The sequence below is a fragment of the Mucilaginibacter sp. P2_A4 genome (assembly GCF_056405015.1).
The window spans coordinates 1-22391 of the sequence record NZ_JBFUCX010000026.1 but is presented as its reverse complement, the minus strand read 5'-3'; the positions used below and the strand labels follow the sequence as shown (position 1 = coordinate 22391).

Annotated in this window: 21 protein-coding genes; 11 read left to right on the top strand and 10 right to left on the bottom strand. The window is 42.3% G+C overall.

Translation table 11 applies throughout. The features are described 5' to 3' along the window. Window positions 1-720: 720 nt before the first annotated feature. The 3 genes from AC1DYB_RS29715 to pepT form a co-directional block, all read right to left on the bottom strand. Entirely contained in the window at window positions 721-1248 is a 528-nt protein-coding gene (locus AC1DYB_RS29715; protein WP_477440469.1) for a DinB family protein, read from the bottom strand. 101 nt (window positions 1249-1349) lie between these two features. Next, on the bottom strand, window positions 1350-1844 hold the full coding sequence (locus AC1DYB_RS29710; RefSeq protein WP_477440467.1) for an N-acetyltransferase family protein: 495 nt from the start codon (window positions 1842-1844) through the stop codon (window positions 1350-1352). Window positions 1845-1872: 28 nt separating this feature from the next. Next, on the bottom strand, window positions 1873-3123 hold the full coding sequence (gene pepT, locus AC1DYB_RS29705; protein WP_477440465.1) for a peptidase T: 1251 nt from the start codon (window positions 3121-3123) through the stop codon (window positions 1873-1875). Between the two features lie 78 nt (window positions 3124-3201). Here pepT and AC1DYB_RS29700 point away from each other — a divergent pair, with 78 nt between their 5' ends. The 4 genes from AC1DYB_RS29700 (at window position 3202) to AC1DYB_RS29685 (ending at window position 6799) form a co-directional block, all read left to right on the top strand. Continuing rightward, window positions 3202-3960: a hypothetical protein gene (locus AC1DYB_RS29700; RefSeq protein WP_295718165.1), complete on the top strand. Its 759-nt coding sequence runs from the start codon at window positions 3202-3204 to the stop codon at window positions 3958-3960. After that, on the top strand, window positions 3957-4313 hold the full coding sequence (locus tag AC1DYB_RS29695) for an MmcQ/YjbR family DNA-binding protein (protein WP_477440462.1): 357 nt from the start codon (window positions 3957-3959) through the stop codon (window positions 4311-4313). Before AC1DYB_RS29700 ends, AC1DYB_RS29695 begins: the two co-directional genes overlap by 4 nt. A gap of 110 nt (window positions 4314-4423) precedes the next feature. Next, window positions 4424-6169 (top strand): M14 family zinc carboxypeptidase, encoded by a 1746-nt coding sequence (locus AC1DYB_RS29690; protein WP_477440460.1) that lies wholly within the window; start codon window positions 4424-4426, stop codon window positions 6167-6169. Then, complete coding sequence (locus AC1DYB_RS29685; protein WP_477395397.1) at window positions 6170-6799, top strand: rhomboid family intramembrane serine protease; 630 nt, start codon at window positions 6170-6172, stop codon at window positions 6797-6799. Here the strand turns inward: AC1DYB_RS29685 and AC1DYB_RS29680 are convergent. Beyond that, window positions 6768-7757 carry a hypothetical protein gene (locus AC1DYB_RS29680; RefSeq protein ID WP_477440458.1) on the bottom strand — a complete coding sequence of 330 codons (990 nt, stop codon included), beginning with the start codon at window positions 7755-7757 and terminating at the stop codon, window positions 6768-6770. The two genes, AC1DYB_RS29685 and AC1DYB_RS29680, sit on opposite strands and share 32 nt — an antisense overlap. Window positions 7758-7811: 54 nt before the next feature. Between AC1DYB_RS29680 and AC1DYB_RS29675 the strand changes: the two genes are divergently transcribed. From AC1DYB_RS29675 to AC1DYB_RS29665, 3 genes are all read left to right on the top strand, one after another. After that, the gene (locus AC1DYB_RS29675) at window positions 7812-8819 is read left to right on the top strand and encodes a dipeptide epimerase (protein ID WP_477440456.1); all 1008 of its coding nucleotides are present in this window, start codon (window positions 7812-7814) and stop codon (window positions 8817-8819) included. Between the two features lie 144 nt (window positions 8820-8963). Further along, complete coding sequence (gene crtD, locus AC1DYB_RS29670; RefSeq protein ID WP_477440454.1) at window positions 8964-10460, top strand: 1-hydroxycarotenoid 3,4-desaturase CrtD; 1497 nt, start codon at window positions 8964-8966, stop codon at window positions 10458-10460. Window positions 10461-10654: 194 nt separating this feature from the next. After that, complete coding sequence (locus AC1DYB_RS29665) at window positions 10655-12052, top strand: aminopeptidase P family protein (RefSeq protein ID WP_477440452.1); 1398 nt, start codon at window positions 10655-10657, stop codon at window positions 12050-12052. Window positions 12053-12309: 257 nt separating this feature from the next. Here the strand turns inward: AC1DYB_RS29665 and AC1DYB_RS29660 are convergent, their stop codons facing one another. Continuing rightward, entirely contained in the window at window positions 12310-12855 is a 546-nt protein-coding gene (locus AC1DYB_RS29660) for an REP-associated tyrosine transposase (RefSeq protein WP_477440450.1), read from the bottom strand. A 366-nt stretch (window positions 12856-13221) separates the two neighbouring features. On the opposite strand from AC1DYB_RS29660, the gene AC1DYB_RS29655 reads away from it, so the two are divergent. The 4 genes from AC1DYB_RS29655 to AC1DYB_RS29640 are packed head-to-tail and all read left to right on the top strand — an operon-like array spanning window position 13222 to window position 16612. Further along, window positions 13222-14076 carry a HamA C-terminal domain-containing protein gene (locus tag AC1DYB_RS29655; protein WP_477440448.1) on the top strand — a complete coding sequence of 285 codons (855 nt, stop codon included), beginning with the start codon at window positions 13222-13224 and terminating at the stop codon, window positions 14074-14076. Then, window positions 14073-15410, top strand: coding sequence for a DEAD/DEAH box helicase (locus AC1DYB_RS29650; RefSeq protein ID WP_477440446.1), 1338 nt, complete (start codon window positions 14073-14075; stop codon window positions 15408-15410). The genes AC1DYB_RS29655 and AC1DYB_RS29650 overlap by 4 nt, the downstream gene beginning before the upstream one ends. Next, window positions 15411-16301: a hypothetical protein gene (locus AC1DYB_RS29645; RefSeq protein ID WP_477440444.1), complete on the top strand. Its 891-nt coding sequence runs from the start codon at window positions 15411-15413 to the stop codon at window positions 16299-16301. A 14-nt stretch (window positions 16302-16315) separates the two neighbouring features. Beyond that, window positions 16316-16612 (top strand): hypothetical protein, encoded by a 297-nt coding sequence (locus tag AC1DYB_RS29640; RefSeq protein WP_477440442.1) that lies wholly within the window; start codon window positions 16316-16318, stop codon window positions 16610-16612. Window positions 16613-17253: 641 nt separating this feature from the next. Here AC1DYB_RS29640 and hemH read toward each other — a convergent pair. The 5 genes from hemH to AC1DYB_RS29615 all read right to left on the bottom strand — a co-directional run. Next, window positions 17254-18285 carry a ferrochelatase gene (gene hemH, locus AC1DYB_RS29635; RefSeq protein WP_477399815.1) on the bottom strand — a complete coding sequence of 344 codons (1032 nt, stop codon included), beginning with the start codon at window positions 18283-18285 and terminating at the stop codon, window positions 17254-17256. A 283-nt stretch (window positions 18286-18568) separates the two neighbouring features. Continuing rightward, window positions 18569-19645, bottom strand: coding sequence for a Kelch repeat-containing protein (locus tag AC1DYB_RS29630; RefSeq protein ID WP_477440440.1), 1077 nt, complete (start codon window positions 19643-19645; stop codon window positions 18569-18571). 123 nt (window positions 19646-19768) lie between these two features. Continuing rightward, window positions 19769-20470, bottom strand: coding sequence for a LytR/AlgR family response regulator transcription factor (locus AC1DYB_RS29625; RefSeq protein WP_477440438.1), 702 nt, complete (start codon window positions 20468-20470; stop codon window positions 19769-19771). A 5-nt stretch (window positions 20471-20475) separates the two neighbouring features. Continuing rightward, complete coding sequence (locus tag AC1DYB_RS29620) at window positions 20476-21573, bottom strand: sensor histidine kinase (protein ID WP_477440436.1); 1098 nt, start codon at window positions 21571-21573, stop codon at window positions 20476-20478. Window positions 21574-21642: 69 nt separating this feature from the next. Then, the coding region (locus tag AC1DYB_RS29615) for a MiaE family protein (protein WP_477440434.1) at window positions 21643-22391 on the bottom strand (749 nt) is incomplete at its 5' end.

The following is a 22391-nucleotide window of genomic DNA, read 5'->3' as shown; positions in this document are numbered from 1 at the left end:
CCAAAAAGAGCGATGAGTTTATACTCATCGCTCTTTTTGGTTGTATCAAACAATCTTCTTGTCGTGCTGCTCCTCCCTGTACAAGCTAATAAGGAGGCAGTCTGCACCGTCAGGTGCTACCTGTTTGTAGAAAAAACGTAAGGGATTTACACCTTTGCCTCGTAGAGGCTACCCTTCAATAGCAAAGTTATTTACCTTGTTAATTGGGGTTGCACCTACGGCGCAAAACTCGTTTTTTGTTTGTAATGGCTACAAACAGGTAGCTCCTAACGGAGCATCTCTAATTGAGTAAACGTGGTTGGTGTCCTCACAGGCGGTTACGCCATCAAAGATACTTCTTGATTCCATTTAACTGGTGCGCATGTCTTTGTGTATGGTAAATGGCTACGGTTAGGCACTCCAGCCGAGTAAGGTGGCCACCTACAACAATACTGGCATTCCTAATTGATCGGAAAAACCTGTATAAACAATTGTACCAACTGATAAAGAGGACAGCCTACACCGTCAGGTGCTACCTGTTTGTAGAAAAAACGTAAGGGATTTACACCTTTGCCTCGTAGAGGCTACCCTTCAATAGCAAAGTTATTTACCTTGTTAATTGGGGTTGCACCTACGGCGCAAAACTTGTTTTTTGTTTGCAATGGCTACAAACAGGTAGCTCCTAACGGAGCATCTCTACTTGAGTAAACACAGTTGGTGTCCTAGCCAGTAACTACGCCATCAAAGATACTTCTTGATCCCATTTAACTGGTGCGCATGTCTTTGTGTATGGTAAATGGCTACGGTTATCCACTCCAGCCGGGTAAGGTAGCCAATGCCTGTAAATTCAGCGGCAGCGCAAGTATCGGTCAAATCCTTGGTTTGGATATTTTCTTGCAGATCTTTAAAAACAGCATTCAGCTCAGCGGTTAAAAAATCCTTGTTGTAGTCTTTATCCTCAGGGACCAACGTTGGTGCGGTAGGATATTTGGCATCAAAATCTAAAAACAAATCCTTTATTGCCTGAGCAAACTTGTCCGGGCTTCTTTCTGTTATTTTAACTGGGGCATTTATTACAGCTATTGTACTTAAAACCGAAAGCCGCACATGTTCTATCACCTGTCCGGCCGACCAGCTTCCTTCAAACGGGATAAGGTTAATCTCATCCTGTTTAACCGGTTTAATGGTCTGCATAAATTCATTAGCTGTAGATTCAAACAGAACAGCTAAGGGTTGTGGCAATGTGCTTGTTTGTGATTGATCTTTCATATCGTTGGTTTTACTGATACTCAAATATCGGCACAAGTACTTATTTAGCGCGGTGGCAATAAAGACATTTTTGGGGCTATTTACGACAATCGGATTTTTGACTACAACTCCTTCCGCATCACAAAATCATTCATCCAGTATGGCCCAATAGGAATATCCTCCTCATAAGCAATTGCAAATCCCATCTTTTCATAAAAACTCAGGGCTTTATTAAATCTGTTTACATTAAGCTCCAAAATTTGTTTGCCTGCATCTTTGGTTTTTTGAGCTACTGCATTGATTAATATTTTACCGTAGCCTTTGCCCTGGGTTTGTGGCAGGCAGTAAAGCTTATGAAGCTTAAATATATCTGCATTTTCCTCGCGCGGCGAATAGGATGCAAAGGCAACAGGCGTACCTTGCTCTTCTAACAGCAGGTAAGTCTGCAGATTTTCCGCCACCTGTTTGCCAATTTTATCTGCCGAATAAATTTCATTCAGCATAAAGGTTATTTGCTCTTTCTCCAATATGGGCGAATAGGCTACCCACCAGGTTGTATCAGCAATGCTCAATATGGTATCCACATCGTTTACGGTGGCTGTTCTTATCGTATACATTTTTAAACTTTTTATAAACTGATGAGTTTTAAGCTTTTTCTTCCCAGATCATGCAAAGATGCAGTATGGTTTCCACAGCCTTTTGCATATCCTGTACCGATACCCATTCCTGCTTACTATGAAAGGCGTGTTCACCTGCAAATATGTTTGGGCATGGTAAACCCATGAATGATAACCTTGAACCATCTGTACCCCCGCGAATGCTGCATAGTTTGGCAGTTAGGCCCGTTCTGTTAATGGCTTCCATCGCGTTTTCAACTATGCCGGGATGTTGTTCCAGCACGTTTTTCATGTTACGGTACTGCAGGCTGGTGGTTAAAGTATAGGTAGAGTTTGGATAGCGCTTCAATACTTCATTCGCTGTTTTACGAATAACATCTGCATGAGCTTTCAAATTATCCTCCTCAAAATCGCGGATGATAAAATCAATGCTTGCTGTTTCTACATGTCCCGCTATACCTACAGGGTGCACAAAGCCCTGCATTTCTTCGGTATGTTCCGGCGATAGGCTATCCGGCAAAGCCGCGATGATCTCTCCCGCAATTTTTATGGCGCTTTCCATTTTGCCCTTTGCAAAACCCGGGTGCGCGCTCACCCCTTGTATATTCAGTTTTGCACCATCGGCAGAGAATGTTTCATTTTCCATATTGCCGGCACTTTCACCATCAATGGTGTAACCGGCATAGGCCCCCAGTTTGGCAATATCCACATGATCAACCCCACGGCCTACTTCTTCATCGGGGGTAAACAGTATCCTGATGTCGCCATGTTTTATTTCGGGATGATTGATGAGCTGGTAGCAGGCATCCATAATTTCGGCTACGCCGGCTTTGTTGTCGGCCCCTAATAAAGTAAGGCCACTGGCGGTGACTACATCATGCCCTATTTGATTTTTAAGGTCGGGATGATCTGCCAGTTTAATCACCTGGGTATTATCATCCGGCAAAACAATATCCTGCCCCTGGTAATTTTGATGAACAATAGGTTTTACATTTGCTCCGCTGCTATCGGGGGCTGTATCTACATGCGAGCAAAAACAAATTACGGGTACCTGCTTATCAGTATTGGAGGGAATGGTAGCATACACATATCCAAATTCATCTAAACGAGCGTCGGTAACACCCATAGCCTGTAATTCATCAACTAACAGCCTGCTCAGGTTTTTTTGCTTTTCTGTTGAGGGAAATGAAACAGAATCGGGGTCTGATTGCGTATCAATGGTAACATAGCGCAAAAAGCGTTCTGTCACGGTGAAATTTAGTGATGAATTAAAACTCATAAGCTATATTAGTAAAATTTTTGTGACCGGGTTTAAACCGGCTGGTTGCCATTTGTAAATATTGATTAAAATTTAACATTGAAAAAATATATTCTGTTTTTTGTCCTTTTTTTTGCGCTTGTAACGGTTAAAGCGCAAAGCGGGTTTAACTATTATGAATATGGTGTTGGCGTAGGTGGAAGCTACGGTAAAGCAGAGGCCGATTTAAAGAAACAGGATTATCACCCGGCTTTTAATTTAAACCTGGTTTACAATTACAGCCCATATTTGCCAATTACCGCCGAACTGCAAAAAGGAACTTTTTCTGGTGGGGGAGCTTTAAAAAGTCAGGATGCATACGGCAGGTACTTTAGCAATTCCTACTTTTCCTTAAATATACATGCAGATTTACAAGCCGGCGAAATAATGGATTACGCGGATAGCTGGTTTTTGGACAGGATTAAAAATCTTTACGTTGGTACGGGTATTGGATTCATATACAATAAAATGACCAGCATTCAACGCTATAACCGTTTTCCTGAAAATGGTGCCGTTTTTCCGGATCCTTTATCTGCGGAGGGTTTCCGGGGAGCCGACAAGGGGATTAACCTGTTTTTCCCGTTAAGACTTGGCTATGAGTTTAAAATTTATGATGATTATGACCAGCCCAGGTATGGTATAGATATAGGCATACAGCATTATTATACGTTTGGCGAAGGGCTTGACGGCTATAACGACCCGCCTGCCAAATATAAGAACAACGCCCCCGATCAATATACCTTTGTATCGCTTGGTTTTAAGTATAACTTTGGTAATACAACATCATACAATAAACTTATCAAGAAGTTTCAATATTGAACATAGAAGAGTTACGTGATTATTGCCTGCTAAAGCCAGGAGTTACAGAGGGTTTTCCCTTTGGAGAGGATACCCTGGTTTTTAAAATAGCCGAAAAGATATTCCTGCTGATTGGGCTTACAGAAGGTAACCGCTTCAATGTAAAGTGTGACCCTGAACTTGCCATTGACTTACGCGAGCGTTATACCGAAGTAATACCAGGCTACCATATGAATAAAAAGCTATGGAACACCGTTTACATGGATGGCTCGCTCACCCGCAAGCAGCTTTGTGAAATGATAGATCATTCTTATGAGCAGGTTGTGGCAAGTTTGCCCAAAAAGATTCAGGCCGAAATTGCGGCTTTAGAATAGAGCAGCAGGTAATTTGATCTTTGCTGTTTACAAAGTCCATTTTTAGTAAAAATACACTTACACTCGCACCGCTTTTATACTTAACCCTATATTTGGGCAAACGCAAACTAATGAAATCCGTTCTATCTGCTATTCTTATATGTTTCATTTGTATATCGGCAAAGGCCCAGCTTACACCATTTGAGTTAAGTAAGGATAAAAACTATACGGCTACTTATGCCGAGGTAATTAGTTATTACCAAAAGTTAAACAAGCTGTATCCGCAGCAAATGAAAATGGTCAACTACGGTACTACAGATGTAGGTAAACCGCTTACGTTGATCATACTTTCCAGGGATGGTGTTTTTGATCCGGCATTGGTAAAGAAACAGGATAAGCGGGTATTGCTCATCAACAACGGGATACACCCCGGCGAACCGGAGGGGATTGATGCCAGTATGATGCTGGTGCGCGATCTGCTTAAAAAGAATGAGCTACCCAAAAACGTAGTGCTTTGCTTTATAGCACTATATAATATTGATGGCAACCTTAACCGTGGCCAGAGCCGTGTGAGCCAGAACGGGCCGGTGGCCTATGGTTTCAGGGGTAATTACCGCAACCTGGACCTAAACCGCGATTTTATAAAAGCAGATAGCCGTAACGCGCTTGCTTTTACACAAATACTGAACACCTGGAAACCCGAGATCTTCCTGGATAACCATACCAGCGATGGTGCCGATTATCAGTATGTAATGACGCTGATTGAAACCCAAAAGGATAAACAGAACCCCATCCTGGCAGATTATACCTCCAAAACACTTACGCCTTATCTGTATAGCCACATGAAAAAAAGCGGCTACGAGATGATTCCCTACGGCGCGGGCGAAGAAGGTTTGCCAGACTCTGGTATTGTCAGTTTTTTAGAAACTCCGAGATTTGCTACCGGCTTTACCGCCCAGCATAATATCATCAGCTATATTACCGAAACGCATATGCTAAAGGCATTTGATAAAAGGGTTTATGCCACTTATGATTTTATGCAGCACCTGATTGATATCAACCAGCGCGATGCCACGCTGATAGGCGAGTTAAAGCAAAAGGCCGATGCAGCGGTGATCAACCAAAAAACATTCGCCCTTAAATGGGAGGTAGATAAACAAAAGGTAGATACCATCATCTTTAAGGGATACGAAGCCGGGAACAAAACCAGCGAGGTAAGCGGCCTGAAGCGTTTATACTATGACAGGGATAAACCCTACACCAGGACCATCAAATTTTATAATACCTATAAAGCCACAGCAACTGCCGATAAGCCGGTAGCCTACGTGATTCCGCAGGCCTGGGGTAAAGTAATTGATTTGTTTAAGCTAAACGGTGTAAAAATGCAGCAGTTGGTTCATGATACTACGCTTAACCTTCAAATGTATTACTTTGGGGATATTAAAACACCAGCCCGGCCGTTTGAAGGCCACTACCTGCACAGTAACGTACAGTTAAACCCGGTTGATATGACTGTGAAATTTTATGCCGGCGATTACGTTGTATATACCAATCAAGCTGTAAACAGATATATTGTGGAAACACTGGAGCCGCAGGGCGTAGATTCATTTTTTGCCTGGAACTTTTTTGATTCGATGCTGGGCGAAAAGGAGTACTTTTCTGACTACGTTTTTGAGGATAAAGCTTCGGATCTGCTAAAAAAAGACCCCGCGCTTAAACAAAAACTGGATGATGCCAAAGCCAAAGATCCGCAGCTGGCCAGCAGTGCCCAGGCTCAGCTTTTCTTTGTCTACCGTAACTCGCCATACTTCGAAAAAACATATATGCGCTACCCTGTAGGCCGCCTTTTAACTAATACCAAACTCGATCTTAAATAAATGGAATATCTAATGCTGGCCCCTGTGGCCTCAATCATATTTGTAATCACTGTTATCATCTCGTTAATCGCTTTCTCGAACGAGAACCTGTATGGCAAGCTGATGCTGCATCCTTACAACGTTTCGCGGGGGCGTTATATATACACCATCATCACCAGTGGGTTTATTCATAAAGACTGGATGCACTTGTTTTTTAACATGATGTCGTACTACTTTTTCGCATTCCAGCTGGAGCCTGTTCTGGGGCATTGGCAGTTTGGGGTATTATATGTTTTAAGCCTGATATTAAGCGATATGCCATCGGTAGTAAAACACAAAGAAAATTACAGTTATTACAGCCTTGGTGCATCGGGCGCGGTAAGCGCCATTATTTTTAGCGCAATATTGTATAATCCGGTAGCTACTATGATGATATTACCTTTGCCAATACCAATTTACGCGGTTGTGTTTGGTGTATTGTACCTGGTATACTGTAGTTATGCAACAAAATATTCCCGCGATAACATCAACCACGATGCCCACTTTTATGGTGCGCTTAGTGGGTTGATGATCACTATTCTATTTCATCCGGGTATATTGCCGGGCTTTTTTAGCCAGATTACCGAGAAAGTTCAATCGTTGATTCATTAGTAAAACCACCATCGGCATTAAATAAGAAACTCATGGGTTTCTCGGGGTTTTTGATGATCTCTAACAACAGGAAGCCCCAGTTTTTCCAGAAATTTTCCAATACCTGGCCGTATATTTTATTTACCCAATCATCAAAAAGAGGTTTGCTGCTTGTGCCACGCAGGGGCATGGCTTCGATGTAAATGGTATCGCCAACCGGCATAATATTATATTCGGGAAGGCGGTTAAACAGGTAGGCCGAGTAAAAAAAACGACCGTTTACTTCCTCAAACTGGATAGGGTGCAGGGTATGGCCCCTTACTTTTTCCAGCATTTCTTTATGGTAGCTGCTGTTGGCCCCGTTATCCTGCAGGCAAATGATCAATCCAAAATCCTTTATTCTTAAAGAAAATGTAAGGGTGTTGATCTCATCGCGGTAGCCAAAAACATCATCTGCATTATCCACCTTAAATAAATTGAGGCTGAAAGGCTTAAAACCATCCAGCTCGATAGGCAGGTTGAGGGTTTGCAGCATCAAATGCAGGTTGCTGAATTTATGGATAATGGACTGCGAGATATTAAACTCATCGCCCTGGGCATGCTGCTGCCGTATACCGGCCTGGATCTCGTTAAAAATGATACCATAAAGCAGTTTACCCGCCCACTGGAACAGTTGCAGCTCATCAAGTTCTTTCACGGCCTCATAGCCTGTATCAAAGGCGGTGGCTATTACTGCTTCAAGCGGTTCAAGGTATTGCTCATTAATGGCGGCGCTGCAAGGCAGTTTAAGGTCCTTATAGGTAGCCATACTTTCATCAAGCAGTTTAAAGGGCTGGTCTTCCAGTTTGTAGCGGCTCATGAGCCATTGCGGAAAAACCTGGATCTTTTCTTCTTCAGTATTTAAAGCCTCTCCCGTAAGGAAGCATTTGCTGTTGCTGAAATTAAAACTCTCGAACGGTGAATAAATTTGTGCCGACATGGGCGCAAAGATAAGCACGAAATTCGTTCTAAACTTTTAGCTTTGGTTTTTAACATGGAACTGACATATCAACCCTTCGAACTGCAATTAAAGCATGCTTTTACCATAGCTAAGTTTTCGCGCACCACAACGCCAGTTATGCTGGTGCAAATAAAGCATGAAGGCTACACCGGTTACGGCGAGGCATCTATGGTGCCTTACATGGGCGAAAGCCACCAAAGTGCTACGGAATTTTTGAGTAAGGTTGATATAGGTCAGTTAAGTTACCCATTTGATTTTGGCGCGATAATCAATTACCTTGATAGCCTTGCACCCGGTAACCCGGCTATAAAAGCGGCCATTGATATTGCCCTGCATGATCTGGACGGCAAAATAAAGCAACAGCCCTGCTGGGAACTGATGGGCAGCAACCCTTCCCTTATGCCGGTTACCAGCTTTACCATTGGCATTGATACGCCCGAAATGATCATCAAAAAAGTTAAGGAGGCCGAAGGTTTTAAGGTGATAAAAGTAAAGCTTGGGCGCGATTCTGATAAAGAGCTCATTAATACCATTCGATCGGTTACCGATGTGCCACTATACGTTGATGCCAACCAGGGCTGGACAAATTTGCAGCAAAGCCTGGATATGACTTACTGGCTGCAGGAGCAAGGGGTGCAGCTTATAGAGCAACCCATGCTTAAAACCGACCCTGATAGCAATGCCTGGCTCACCGAACGCAGCCCAATTCCTATTATTGGCGATGAGGCCGTGCAGCGCTTTGATGACGTGGAAAAGGCAAACGGCGTATACACCGGTATAAATATCAAGCTCATGAAATCGGCAGGTATGTATGAGGCCAAAAGAATGATTACCAAAGCGCGTGAACTTGGGCTGCAGATTATGATTGGTTGTATGACCGAAACCAGCTGCGCCGCCTTAGCCGGCTTGGCTTTGGCCCCGCAATGCGACTGGGTTGACCTGGATGGTCCGTTTTTGGTGAGCAATAACCCTTACCACATGCCGGATTTTAAGGATGGCAGATATGTTTTAAATAACGATAATGGGCTGGGTATAAGATAATAAACACGAATTTCACAAACGGGCTGGGTTTTCACAAACCATGGTTTGCTGACAATAAAAAATCGTGAAATTTCCCCTATTTGTGTCCATAATCAATTCGTCAAATTCGACTTTATTAGTGAAATTCGTGTTTAGTTCTTATACGTGAAAGCTGTACCCAAATCTTTGATTATTGGTGCCGGTATCGCCGGCATTGCTACTGCCATCAGGCTGGCGGTGCAGGGGCATCATGTTGAAGTTTTTGAGGCGAACGCTTATCCTGGTGGTAAATTATCTGAGTTTGAGCAGGATGGCTTTAGGTTTGATGCCGGGCCCAGCCTGTTCACCATGCCGGCCTATGTTGATGAACTATTTACCCTTGCCGGTAAAAAAACTGCCGACTTTTTTAAGTACCAGAAACTGGATAAAGTATGCCAATACTTTTACGAAGATGGGACCCAGATAATGGCCTTTGCAAATACCAAACTGTTTGCCGAGGACGTGTATCTGAACACAGATGAATCTACAGAATCCATAAAAAAATACCTGGCCCACAGCGCCGAAATTTACCGCATCACCAATCATGTTTTCCTGGAGAAATCGCTGCATAGGCTTAAAACTTATTTGAACTGGGATACCATAAAGTCGGTCTTCAACTTTTCAAAGATCGATGCATTCCGCACCATGCATAAGGCCAATGAGACTTTTTTTAAGGATGATAGGCTTGTTCAGTTTTATGACCGCTATGCCACTTACAATGGTTCAAACCCGTATTCGGCACCGGCAACGCTTAATGTGATTCCGCATTTAGAGCAGCACTTTGGTGCCTACTTCCCCGAGGGGGGCATGTACAGCATTGTAACCAGTTTGGTAATGCTGGCAAAATCACTGGGGGTAAAATTTCATTACAACTCACCTGTTTCGCAGATAATTGTAAATAATAAAAAGCTGATTGGCCTAAACGTTAATGGCGGCATAGTAAGTGGCGACCTGGTGGTATCTAACATGGATGTTTGGTTTACCTACCATAAGCTATTAGAAGGACATGAGCATTTGTTCCCCAAAAAGGTGTTGAGCCAGGAACGGAGCAGCTCGGCATTGATATTTTACTGGGGCATTAGTAAACAGTTTCCGGAGCTCGAACTGCATAATATATTTTTCAGTATTGATTACAAGGCTGAGTTTGATCATATTTGGATAGATAAGGATATTTTTTATGATCCCACCATCTACCTCAATATCAGTTCAAAATATAAACCGGATGATGCTCCAGAAGGCTGCGAAAACTGGTTCACCATGATTAATGTACCCGCCAATACCGGGCAGGATTGGGACAGCCTGATAGCCACCGCCCGCGAAAACATCCTGAAGAAGCTTACCCGTATTTTGGGAGATGATATCGGCGAGCTTATTGTATCAGAAAGTATCCTTGATCCGCGGAGTATCGAGCGTAGAACATCATCATACCAGGGCTCACTTTACGGTACCAGCTCTAACAATCAGTTCGCGGCTTTTTTGCGGCATGCCAACCGGTCGTCCAAAATTAAAAACCTGTACTTCTGCGGAGGCAGTGTAAACCCCGGCGGCGGGATCCCACTTTGTTTACTCTCGGCCAAAATTGTGAGCGACTGGATTGCTGATGATTTTCCTCAAACTTCTTAAAAGTCGTTTTTTGAACAAAAAAACAGCCATTTTATACTAATAAAGGGAAAATAATAGATAAAAAATCGCCCGTTATTTGAAGAAAATATTCAAAAAAATTACAGGTTTTCATCGTTTTAAAAAGCGACCGGGCTTTTTAAAAAATTACAATTAAAATTCCCCCTTGGGCAGGTCGGGGGGCTTATATTTGCACCATGAATCTTCAACTATTCGATAAGCAGGTTTATGCCGATAGAAGGCAAGTACTAAAACATACCATGGCCAACGACGGCCTTATCCTGCTCCTGGGCAACGAGGAAAGCAGCATGAACTACCGGGATAACCAATATCCCTTTAGGCAGGATAGCAGTTTTCTGTATTACTTTGGATTGGATGTGGCAGCAGTGGCCGCCATTATTGATACCGATACCGGCGAAGAAGTCATTTTCGGCAACGAGCTGAGCATTGATGACATCATCTGGACAGGCGTACTGCCTACCGTGAGCGAAATGGCCGCCTTGGTTGGCGTATCCCAAACTAAACCTTACGATGAGGTAACGCGCTACATTCACAAAGCGCAAACATCGGGCAGGAGGGTGCACATTTTACCACCATACCGCCCCGAAAATAAAATTAAACTGGCCGCCTGGCTTAACACCAGTTTACAGGATGTGGCCGACCATGTTTCTGTAAAACTCATAAAAGCGGTAATTGCCCAACGCGTGATCAAAACTCCGCTCGAGGTTGCCGAAATGGAAAAGGCAGTATCCATTAGTGTGGATATGCAGCTGGCTGTTATTAAAAATACTCGCCCCGGCATTAAGGGCTATGAGCTGGTTGCCAAAGCCAACGAGGTTGCAATCGCAGCTAACTCGCATTTGGGCTATCCCGCCATTATCACCCCGCACGGGCAAACCCTGCATACACATGATTATAACCATACCCTACAGGATGGCCAAATGTTGTTATGTGATATTGGCGCCGAAAACCCAATGCATTATGGTGGCGATTTAACCCGCACGGTTCCCGTTGGCAGCAAATTTACCAGCAGGCAAAGTGAGTTGTATGAGGTGGTGTTAAACTCCATGGATCATGCCATTAGTATGCTAAAGCCTGGAGTACGCTACAAAGATATACACCTTGCAGCCTGCCAGAAACTGGTTGAAGGCCTGGCGCAGGCCGGCATCATGAAAGGCGATGCGGAAGAGGCCGTTGCCGCCGGTGCGCATACCATGTTTTTTCAATGCGGTCTGGGCCACATGCTGGGCATGGATACACATGATATGGAAGACCTGGGCGAATCCTATGTTGGCTATACCGATACCCTAAAAAAAGAAACCGTGTTCGGCCTTAAATCGCTGCGACTTGGCCGCGAACTGGAAGCAGGCTACGTGCTTACTATTGAACCCGGCATCTACATCATCCCCGAGCTGATAGACCGCTGGCAAGCCGAAAAGAAATATACCGAATTTATCAACTACGATGTACTGAACACCTACCGCGATTTTGGCGGCATCCGCGTGGAAGACAACTTTTTAATAACCGATACCGGCAGTCACCTGCTGGGCAAGTATTTACCGAAGAGTTTAAAAGAGATTGAAGGACTGAAGTAGATGGGCAGATTCCAGATGTGCAGATGATACGTTGGTTTTAGAACCTGAATAACCATGTTATTGCGAGGTACGAAGCAATCGCGAACTATTTAGGTGTTTCGGGACAAGCTCCTTTACCCAAGAAGTTGTTTAAAATGAATCGTCAGTGCTTCGTGCTTCGCAATGACGCGGGTATAGATCGGTTCCAGGCAGCTACCGCAAGGGTCTTCCCTTGTGGTCCACTTGCAAGGTCTGCGCTATGCCTTTAGGATAGTTGATTATGTAATTATAACATTAACCAGTCCCTTGATTCCTGCATAATCCCTGGCACTGCTATGTAAATATTCGTAATCATTTTCTACAAAGCCAGATACAACAGGGTTGTTGTGTGTATAGTCTATCTTTTGATCAATAACCGCGGCACTCCATAATTCAATAGGTTTATTATGCTGCTGCCAAAACTGGTTATTAATATTATTGCCATTTGCCTGTCCTGCTTTTTTGAAAGAATTCAATAACCACTCTTGCCTGCTTTCCTGCGGGTTTTCTTTTATCAATGCTATCATTCTTTTTGATGTAAGGGACTTAAAATCCCTTATCAGTTCCTCGGGTTTTTGAATAGTTGATTTAAAAATCAAATGTACATGACTTGGCATTATACACCATGCGTAAATTTCCATGCCCTTATGCTCGAAGCAAAAGTTTAGATTTTTAACCAGGCAATCAAAGTAATGCAGCCTCACAAAAGCATCAATCCAGAATACGGTAGAAAAACTTACGAAATATAATCCCTCAGGATCTTTAAACTTATAATTGCGGCTCACACGTTAAAAATACAAAAGCCCGGTTAAATTAATACATCGGTGTTTGCATATTTTATACCAAGCATGTGTAAAAATATAGAGGCTCTGTATGGTCGCTCTGTGAGGTGTCTCTGTACAGCGTGCCACAGGGAAGACCCTTGCGGCAGCGAAAACGCTTGCGGTAGCGGGGGGCTTGCCGTAGGAGGCGGGTAATAATGTTTAATTTTTACAATAAATTAATATTACATTAGTAAAATACTAACCTTATTACATATTATGAAACATGTCTACAATTAGTGGATTCTATCAGTGTTATCGCAAACACAAGCCATCGCTGTTTTCGGAGTTTATAATTCAATTTGATTACTTCATTTCCAGTATCAAATTATGAAGAATATAATCAATAGAGCAAAACATCTTTTTATGGGTATCACATTAACGACGACTCATAATAGGTTTCTGAAAGACTCTTATCATCTCACATATGAAAGCGGCATTTATAGGCAATCTGACCTCGTGAAAATCATTAGAGATACAGTTTTGCATTTTGCTTTAACCCCCCAAGAGCTTGCTCAAATAAATGCAGAAACGCTTGCAAAATTGCAGACACGGGCTTGGAAACGTATTTCTGACAGGCCGAAGGAAAAAAAAGGCGATTATGGTGAATTATTGCTCTTCCTGATATTGGAGGTTTTTTATCCTGCTCGAAAAGTAATAACAAAAGTAAGACTTCGATCCTCCCTTAAGGATGAAATAAAAGGCTATGACTGTGCCCATTTCAGTATTGATAATGGGGATATCTGCTTATGGCTAGGCGAGGCTAAGTTTCATCAGGACTTTAATAGCGCCATATTCAAGGCAATTGAATCAATCAATGATCACATGTCTGATCGAGCTCTAAAAGATGAACTGACCATCTTGGAATCGAATAACACCGAAATTCAAGAAGATGAACGACAGATGCTTGAGGAATACCTTAACTCAGGAATTTCATTGGACAAGATGAAATTTAAAATTCCAATCTTACTGACTTTTGATACTAAAATTGTAGGGAATCACAAGGATGTCTGTGAGGCGTTCACAGCAGAGCTTTCCACCGAATTGGAGGGAAGATATAGGCAGATCGATGGTAAGAGCATTACTATTAAAAACAATGTTGAGTTGCACTTTATTCTAGTCCCACTTCAGGCGGTAAGAGAAATTAAGGAGCAACTTGAAAAAATAGAATCCGCATTCAAATGATATACGCACAACAAACTAATCGGATTAAAATAGAAAACCTCTTGGCTAATCTTAGAGGGAATAGCCAACTTTCTATCAATGAATATAAGGAGTTATTAGAAAGAACACATTCCTTCTTATTAAGTAATGCTTCAAATGACACAGATTACAATTTAGCGTTATCGGTCATTTGTCATGTAGGCGATAAAAAGGTTACTGATAGCTTGATTAGGCAATTGTTGATCGATTGTATTATACAGTCCCGGGTATTTCTATATAAGGATATGACTGATTTTGATAATGTCGATGAAATGATTTCTGATTATGATCTGGTCAGCCAGGAGCTATACACTTTGGAGAAATCAAATACAGTACTCACTCGGGACCAAAAAAAATTATTCGATTTGTTTCAGACATTCAGAAGGGTAATAGTAAGCGCACCTACCTCATTTGGAAAGTCGAGGATAGTGCAAGAACTCGTCATTCATAATGACTATAAAAACATCCTTATAGTACTACCGACAATTGCACTTCTAAATGAAACCTATGGAAAACTAAAAAGTAATCTGGCGATTATAAACAAATATAAAATTTATAATTCTCTTGGGAATAAAGAGCTTAAATTCGATTCAGAATTTAATATTTTTATCCTTACGCCAGAAAAGACAGATGTATTATTAGATCGTCATAATTATTTGAACTTTGATTTTTTTACTATGGACGAAATTTACAAGGTTCAAGATAAAGATGATCGAGGGAAGGTATTTACTAACTGTTTATATCGATTGTCGCGGCTTCCAAGAATTCATTTCTATTTGATCGGACCATATTTTTCTGGTTTTAGTCTCAACTTTATAAAAAAAACTAACTCAGAATTTAAATCATTTGACTCGGAAATTGTTCAAAAGGATAATTTTGATATTCACCAAGTTGCTGAAAACGCTCATTATAAGGTGAATGGTAAGGAAATTAAAAAATTGAAAAATGCCCGGTCAAATTTACGTAACATATTCAAAGCAGCTGAAGGGCAGTCAATTATCTATCATGGGAGACAAAAATATTCTACAGAGCAAACCGCTAAATATTTAATTGGTCATGGTAAAAGAGTTTTAAGTACAGAACTTATAGATTATATATCGGATAATGTATCTAAAGAGTGGTCATTAGTAAACTGCCTTAAGGCAGGGATCGCATTTCATCATGGTTCACTACCTAAATATATTCAAACAGAAATCATCGATCTATTTAATTCAGGAAAATTAGACGCAATTGTTTGTACATCGACCATTGTTGAAGGAGTTAATACAACAGCAAAAAATGTTATCATTTTTGATCAATTCAAAGGACCAAATTAATTGAGCGGGTTTGATGTAAAAAACATTAAAGGCAGGGCTGGAAGGTTTCTAAGCCATTTTATTGGTAATATATTTTCAATGGTTCCGTTGCAGCATGATCAAAATAAAGGAACTATTGAATTTAGTTTTTATGACCAGGCAGTTCTTGACGCTGAGGATACCCTCCAGATTGACCGAGAAGACCTGTTGGAAACTAATTTAGAAACAAGGAATGCTACCGAAAACCTATTAAAAAGTAAAAATGTACCGTTTGAACTGATAAGATCAAACAAATTTGTAAATGTTCATCAACAACTTAGTTTAATTGACGCGCTTAGAGCAGATATCTATTTAGAAGAGCTCCAATTTAATTCAATAATGCCTACTGGAGAGCAATTAGATAGGATACTGGATTTATGCTTTCAGCATCTCTTTAATAATCACCATAGGGAAAATCGAAGTTATACAATCGCTAATTTAAAACGCCTCACGAAGTATTACGTTTTTATCAATCCTTCTTTTAAAGAATTGGTAACAAATTTCCAATCTGGTAACATCGATACCCGCGTGCGCAACGCATTTGGTTTGATCAGTGAGTATTTTGAATTTGCTTTGCCCAAGTACTTAACGACTTTTGAAAATATATTTAATTTTGTTGCGCAGGAAAGAAACCCAGAGAGCAAGGCTGTCAATTTTACTTATCTTATCACTCGTTTAGAATTTGGTCAGTCTGAAGAACACGAGATAGCTTTAAAAGAAGCCGGCCTTCCTAATGACATCATCAAGAAAATTAGTGAACTTTTTAAAGATTGTTCGACACTTCAGCAGATAAGGTATAAGTTTAGTAGTAATCCCAGTCTGACTAAGGGGCTGACGCCTTTTGAACAAAAAATATTTAAACGTTATATTTAATTGTTAAAATAAAAATGGATCCAAGTCTTGTAAAGCCCGGTGCATGGGCGGATATTAAAATAATTTTAGACGACACCAGCTGGGGGTACTCAGTTATTTTTGGAAAATTCAGAGGCGATTACTGTTTGGGAATGCGTTGGAATGGCAACTCGAATGAACGGGGATATCCTGGTCAAGGCGCTTATCCGTTATGGTTCGTAGTTCCAGACCCGTTTGAAAGTTCTATCTTGGTGGAACTTGCTGTTATGGCATCTACTAATCCCTCAATTGATCAGAGTGTTTTAAATGAGGCAACTAATGAATTGACATAATTTAGTCTCCTTTGCTTTTGGCGCGATTCCTATATGTCTGTCAGAGATTACAGGACTTGTGATTTTATTAACGATATCGTGAAGTACAGGTCTGCCATCGCTCAAAAGCTTACGCCCAAGACCTACGTTTAAAACGTGAGTTATGCAAAGTTCGCGATTGCCGCGCTGCGCTCGCAATGACACGGGTTTTTATTTGTTATTGGTTAGAAATCAAAAGCTCTCGTTTCCCCCCAATTGTCAGCAGGGCAGCTTCGGGCGAAAACGGGTAGAACGATGTTGGGTTGTGTGCAGGCAGAGGGAATTAGCTAATTTTGCGGAAAGGGGGTGTGAGAGCGGGCAAAATTCGCCACCCGTGGTTCTGCCCGTTTTGCAGGGTAAAGGCCTTGAGCGCAAAGATGCATCCCGGCTGACTTGATTTTTTGGTTCCTTTTGTATCAAGACAAAAGGAACTAGGCCCTCCCGCGGCCATGAGCGGGACGATGCTGTCGTTTACGACCACATAACGTTAGAACCCCAATTAGCCGCTCTGTATAGTCGGGGATTGCAATGACGTGGTGGATTTGTATAGTTGCTCTGTACAGCATGGAGATTGCTTCGTACCTCGCAATGACGTGGTTAAAATGTGGTATCGGAAGGGTAATTTACCCCGATATATGGTTATCCCTAACCATTTTCTCCAGCGCATCTATCCACATTGGTGCATCATTCAAACTTTCAACAAGCTGGACTCTTTCGCCGCCGAGGGCTTTAAATTCGTCGCCGTATTCGGTGGTTACTTCGTATACTGTTTCCAGGCAGTCGGCCACAAAGGCTGGGCAAAATACCAGGAGGCTTTTTTTACCTTCTTTGGCCAATTTGGCTACAATTTCGCTGGTGTAGGGCTGTACCCATGGGTCGTTACCCAGGCGCGATTGGAAACAGATGGTATATTTTTCTTTGGGGATATTGAGCTTTTGGGCAATCAGCTGCGCGGTATGGTGCGATTGGGCCGAGTAGCAAAACTTATTGGCATCGGTAAGGGTTTGGCAGCAATCATTAACCTTCAGGCAGTGTTGATGCGTATGATCGGCTTTAATCAATTGCCTTTGTGGTAAGCCGTGAAAGCTGAACAAAATATGATCGAATTTTTCGGGATCATATTTGCGCCCGTTTTCGGCAAACGTAGCGATCATCAATTCATTATCATGAAATGAATTAACAAAGGATATGGTTGGTTTGGTAGGCCATTCCATCAGCAGTTCCATCACCTTGTCATATACCGAGCCGGTGCTGGCCGATGCATATTGCGGGAAAAGGGCTATTACCTGGATATCATCAACCAAAGCATCTTTCAACCGTTGCAGGGCCGATTCAATGCTGGGGTTTTGGTAGCGCATGGCCAGCTCAACTATATATTCATCACCAAGGCGCGCTGTTAATGCTTCCTGTTGTAAAATACTATAGTGCATTAACGGCGAACCGGTAGTATCGCTCCAGATCTTCCGGTACAATTTGGCCGACTTCGGCGCCCTGAAAGGAACAATTATACCGCGAACCAACAGGGTACGTAATACCGGGTTGATATCAATAACCCGCGGATCCATCAAAAACTCATTCAGGTAGGTACGCACATCGGCTGTTGAAGCACTGTTTGGGGTACCTAAATTAATTAATAAAACACCTTTTTTACCCATAACGCTTATGGCTGCAAAATTAAAATAATTTAGCCCCTTAACACCCTAAAGGTTAAATTAATTACAAAGAAGTGATGCGTTATAAAAAAAGGCGCCTGTGTATTTAAAACACCCGGCGCCTTATCGAAACCTTTATGAAAAAAGGGGGATTGTAACCCGGCTTTGCCCTGCAACGCCACCGGGTTAACGATGTAAAGATGCGGCCAGCCGCCTGTTTAATCAACGATGTATCGGTGAACCGGCACAATGTATAGATAAACCATCCCCTTGCTTATAGCTTATGCTATTTGATGGAGAATATCTCCACCGCTATTTCACCCCGCTGACTACCACCCGGCGGGCTTTTTGGTGGAGCGGGCCTGGCGCCACTTGCAGGCGGGGGACCGCCCGGGCCTCCGCCTGAGCCGCCTGCCAGGTAAATTTTATTATTAATCACAGCCGCACAGGTTCCGTTACGACCCAGGTTAAGGCTCCCGGTTTGAATCCATTGATCTGGCTTTGCCAAATTAAGGTAGTAGGTTTCCTTTTGCGGGCCGTTTGGTGAAGTGGCAGTGGCGCGTTCGCCGCCTATGTAGTATAGGTTATTATTAAGGTTTACAAGGGTGCCGCCACCGGTACCCAAGGGGAGTTTAGCATCGAGAGTTGTCCATTTGCCGGTCTTAAAATCGTAGCAATCTACCTCCAATACCGTTTTATCAAAAAACGACATGAAATTGTTGGGGTCGTGCAAACTGGTGTTGCGGCCACCTACTGCATATAGTTTTCCGTTAACCACTGTGGCGGTAGAGTGGTCGCGAATATGTGGGGCATCGGGGAGTTTAGTCCATTTTTGCGTTGCGGGATCATACTCATCAAACATATTGGTGGTGCCGCTGGTGTGGCCATGCAAAATGCCGTTCACTAAATATAGTTTGCCGTTGTATGCTGCAGCGCCTGCGCCGCCCCGTCTTCTATCGGCAGGGATCTCTCCGCCTTTCTCCCAGGTATCATTTTGGGTATTATAGCTGTAAACATTGGCCAAGGCTTCCTGTTTGGGATAGTTTCTATCAGCAAATGCATCCAGTACATAAATTTTATCGCCATAAACAACCGGCTCAAAATGATGCATTATCACCGGGGCAACTGCTTTTTTTGACCAGTTTTTTGTGGCCAGGTTCAAAACCTCAACCGGCATGGCCGGGGCATCGCCGCCCAATAAATAAAGTTTGCCTTTTACAGCGGCAAAGCCGCATTCGCTGCGTGCTTCGGCTTTATTGGTTGTTGTGAGCAATTGCCATGTTCCATCGCCGGGACTGACAATGGTAAACGCAGTAGCGAATACCACCAGCACTGCGCTTAAGTAACCCATTCCTTTTTTCATATCCGTTAGGTTGGTTTTAATTAGGTAATAGTTGGTTTGTTTACTAAAGTAAATTTACAACGAAATAATACATAACAGGAAAGGTGCGGGCAAATAGATGAACTGTGCCGATCAGATGGCTTTTTACCTGGATTTCATCCAGTTACGAACAATATCCAGGTAGCTTTCGCTTACCGGCAGTTCAATATCGCTGAGTTTAACCTTGCGGTTTTGGATAGAGCGGATTTTGTTAACAGGCACAATATAACTGCGGTGGATGCGCTGAAATTTATCGGCAGGTAATTTCTCCAGTACCTTTTTTAGGGGCATAAGGGTAAGCACCGTTTTGGCATTGGTTAAATGGATCTTGATATAATCCTCCATGCTTTCAATATACTCAATAGCACTCAGTTCGATTTTTACCATCCGGTATTCCGAGTACACGTACAGGCTTTCTTCGGCTTGTTCTGTTGCGGGTTGGTTTTTGTACCGATAGTAATCGATGGCTTTTTCAACTGCCTTTTCAAAGCGTTTAAAATCAATAGGCTTCAGGATGTAATCAAGCGCTTCCAGCTCAAAGCCTTCGTAAGCGAAGTTTTTGTAGGCGGTGGTGAAGATCACTATCGGCTTTACTGCAAGAGAGCGAACGAGGTCTATCCCCGTAATATCGGGCATGTTGATATCAATAAAGAGCAAATCTACGGGTTTGGTTTTCAAAAACTCTGCACCAGATATGGCATCATCAAACGTTTGGATAAGCTGTAACGACGGAAAACGGGATACATACCCGCTGATTAATTTTAGCGCCAGGGGCTCATCATCAATTGCAATGCATTTTAACACCATGGGTTTTAAGTTTGTAAGCTAAGCCGAACGGTATAATAACCATCCTGGTTGCTTATGTTTAATAAATGCTTGCCGGGGTATAAATGGGCCAACCGTTGTTTGGTGTTTTTGATGCCTATGCCCGTACTTTGGTTTTCGTCGCGGTTGTTAAAGATCCGGTTTTTACAAAATAAAGCAATATGTTTATCATTTGTATCTACCTTAATGTTGATAACCGATTTTTCGTGATTGCTGATACCATATTTAAACACGTTTTCTACAAAGGTCATTAATACCAGCGGTGCTATTTTTTTACCGGTTGTATTACCATGTAATGAAAAATGCACTTCTGTATTTTTACCCATGCGTAATCGTTGTAATTCAATATAATCGTTAATGCAATCGAGTTCGCTTTGCAGGGGCACAAAATCCGTCGTCACATCCTCGGTTACGTAACGCATAATGTTGGATAACTTCATCACGCTCTCCGCCGCATTGTCATCCTGGGTAACAATAAGGGTATAGATGTTATTGAGTGTGTTAAACAAAAAGTGCGGGTTAATCTGCGCTTTTAAAGATGAAAGCTCGGCCGTTGTTTTGTCGGCTTCGGCACGGATAATTCGTTGCTCTGTAAGCTGCAACTGCTGTATGGTTTTAATAGCTGTGCTTATGGCCACAATCATCAGGAAAATAAACAGGCTGGCAATATCCAAAGGAGGCCCGTGGTGGTGACGTGGTTTGAATGGGCGAGGAGGCCCATCAGGACCGTTTTGGCTTAAAGGCGGCCGTAATGATTGCTGCTCTTTTGCTTGCAGGTGGCCTTCGTTGCTGCGAAGTAACCTGTCAAATGGCTTTAAATAAAAAATGCAGGTTAATAACACCAGGATTATGATGCTGTAAGTCAAATACTTTTTCTTTAAAAAAAGCTTTGGGATAAACAGGTTGGCATTAATGTAAAAAAGAAAGATATACGTAAGGCAGAACAACCAGTAATAGGGTTGCGTTAATAATAACCAGGTTGTATTATCATGCCCCCTGCCATTTAAAAATACTAGTGGCAGGGCCATAAACAACAGCCATCCCGCAATATGTATTACTATCGAGAAAGCCCTAAATCGCGACATATACAAAGTAAAAGTTTAAGTATCTGCAATAATAAAAGTATCGATAATCAGGCTATTTGTATAGACGAATTACCCGTGTATGGTTTCGCTTTTGCCGTAGTTTTGTATCACACCGGCTTCATATTCCAGGAACTCTTTCCAGCGTTTGTCAACATCTATCTCCACCGCGTATTTTTTAGCCAGGCGAATAAACATAGAATAGTGTGTGGCCTCACTGATCATCAGTTCGTGGTAAAATGCCGATAGCTCGCTATCATTTATGTTTTCTGACAGTACCTTAAAGCGCTCGCAACTGCGGGCCTCTATCATGGCCGAAAACAATAAGCGATCAATCAGCTGCGCTTCGCGGCCGCCACCGATGATGATAAACTTACGCAATTCGTTCACATAATTATCCTTGCGCTCTTTGCCTAATACAAAACCACGGGCTACAATAATTTCATGTACCCGTTTAAAGTGGTCCATTTCTTCCTGCACCAAAGCAATCATCTCCTGCACCAGATCAGACAAATTAGGGTTTTGAACAATCAGCGTGATACCATTGGTGGCCGCCTTTTGCTCACAATAGGCATGATCTGTTAAAAGTTCTTCAATATTGCTTTCTACCACATTTTTAACCCAAAGCGGATCCGTTGGCAGCTGTAATTTAAGTATGGTTTTCTCGCTCACAGGAACAAAGATAGTGGAAGTTAGGTGAAAGGTGAAAGGTGAAAGGTGAAAGGTGAAAGGTGAAAGGTGAAAGGTGAAAGGTGAAAGGTGAAAGGTGAAAGGTGAAAGGTGAAAGGTGAAAGGTGAAAGGTGAAAGGTGAAAGGGACAT

What these genes read in the sequence shown, in the direction of transcription:
- AC1DYB_RS29675 (WP_477440456.1), top strand. Translation starts at nt 7,812, where the DNA reads ATGGAACTGACATATCAACCCTTCGAACTGCAATTAAAGCATGCTTTT.
- AC1DYB_RS29620 (WP_477440436.1), bottom strand. Translation starts at nt 21,573, where the DNA reads ATGTCGCGATTTAGGGCTTTCTCGATAGTAATACATATTGCGGGATGG.
- AC1DYB_RS29665 (WP_477440452.1), top strand. Translation starts at nt 10,655, where the DNA reads ATGAATCTTCAACTATTCGATAAGCAGGTTTATGCCGATAGAAGGCAA.
- pepT (WP_477440465.1), bottom strand. Translation starts at nt 3,123, where the DNA reads ATGAGTTTTAATTCATCACTAAATTTCACCGTGACAGAACGCTTTTTG.
- hemH (WP_477399815.1), bottom strand. Translation starts at nt 18,285, where the DNA reads ATGGGTAAAAAAGGTGTTTTATTAATTAATTTAGGTACCCCAAACAGT.
- AC1DYB_RS29685 (WP_477395397.1), top strand. Translation starts at nt 6,170, where the DNA reads ATGGAATATCTAATGCTGGCCCCTGTGGCCTCAATCATATTTGTAATC.
- AC1DYB_RS29650 (WP_477440446.1), top strand. Translation starts at nt 14,073, where the DNA reads ATGATATACGCACAACAAACTAATCGGATTAAAATAGAAAACCTCTTG.
- AC1DYB_RS29710 (WP_477440467.1), bottom strand. Translation starts at nt 1,844, where the DNA reads ATGTATACGATAAGAACAGCCACCGTAAACGATGTGGATACCATATTG.
- AC1DYB_RS29655 (WP_477440448.1), top strand. Translation starts at nt 13,222, where the DNA reads ATGAAGAATATAATCAATAGAGCAAAACATCTTTTTATGGGTATCACA.
- AC1DYB_RS29690 (WP_477440460.1), top strand. Translation starts at nt 4,424, where the DNA reads ATGAAATCCGTTCTATCTGCTATTCTTATATGTTTCATTTGTATATCG.
- AC1DYB_RS29625 (WP_477440438.1), bottom strand. Translation starts at nt 20,470, where the DNA reads ATGGTGTTAAAATGCATTGCAATTGATGATGAGCCCCTGGCGCTAAAA.
- AC1DYB_RS29630 (WP_477440440.1), bottom strand. Translation starts at nt 19,645, where the DNA reads ATGAAAAAAGGAATGGGTTACTTAAGCGCAGTGCTGGTGGTATTCGCT.
- AC1DYB_RS29680 (WP_477440458.1), bottom strand. Translation starts at nt 7,757, where the DNA reads ATGTCGGCACAAATTTATTCACCGTTCGAGAGTTTTAATTTCAGCAAC.
- AC1DYB_RS29640 (WP_477440442.1), top strand. Translation starts at nt 16,316, where the DNA reads ATGGATCCAAGTCTTGTAAAGCCCGGTGCATGGGCGGATATTAAAATA.
- AC1DYB_RS29715 (WP_477440469.1), bottom strand. Translation starts at nt 1,248, where the DNA reads ATGAAAGATCAATCACAAACAAGCACATTGCCACAACCCTTAGCTGTT.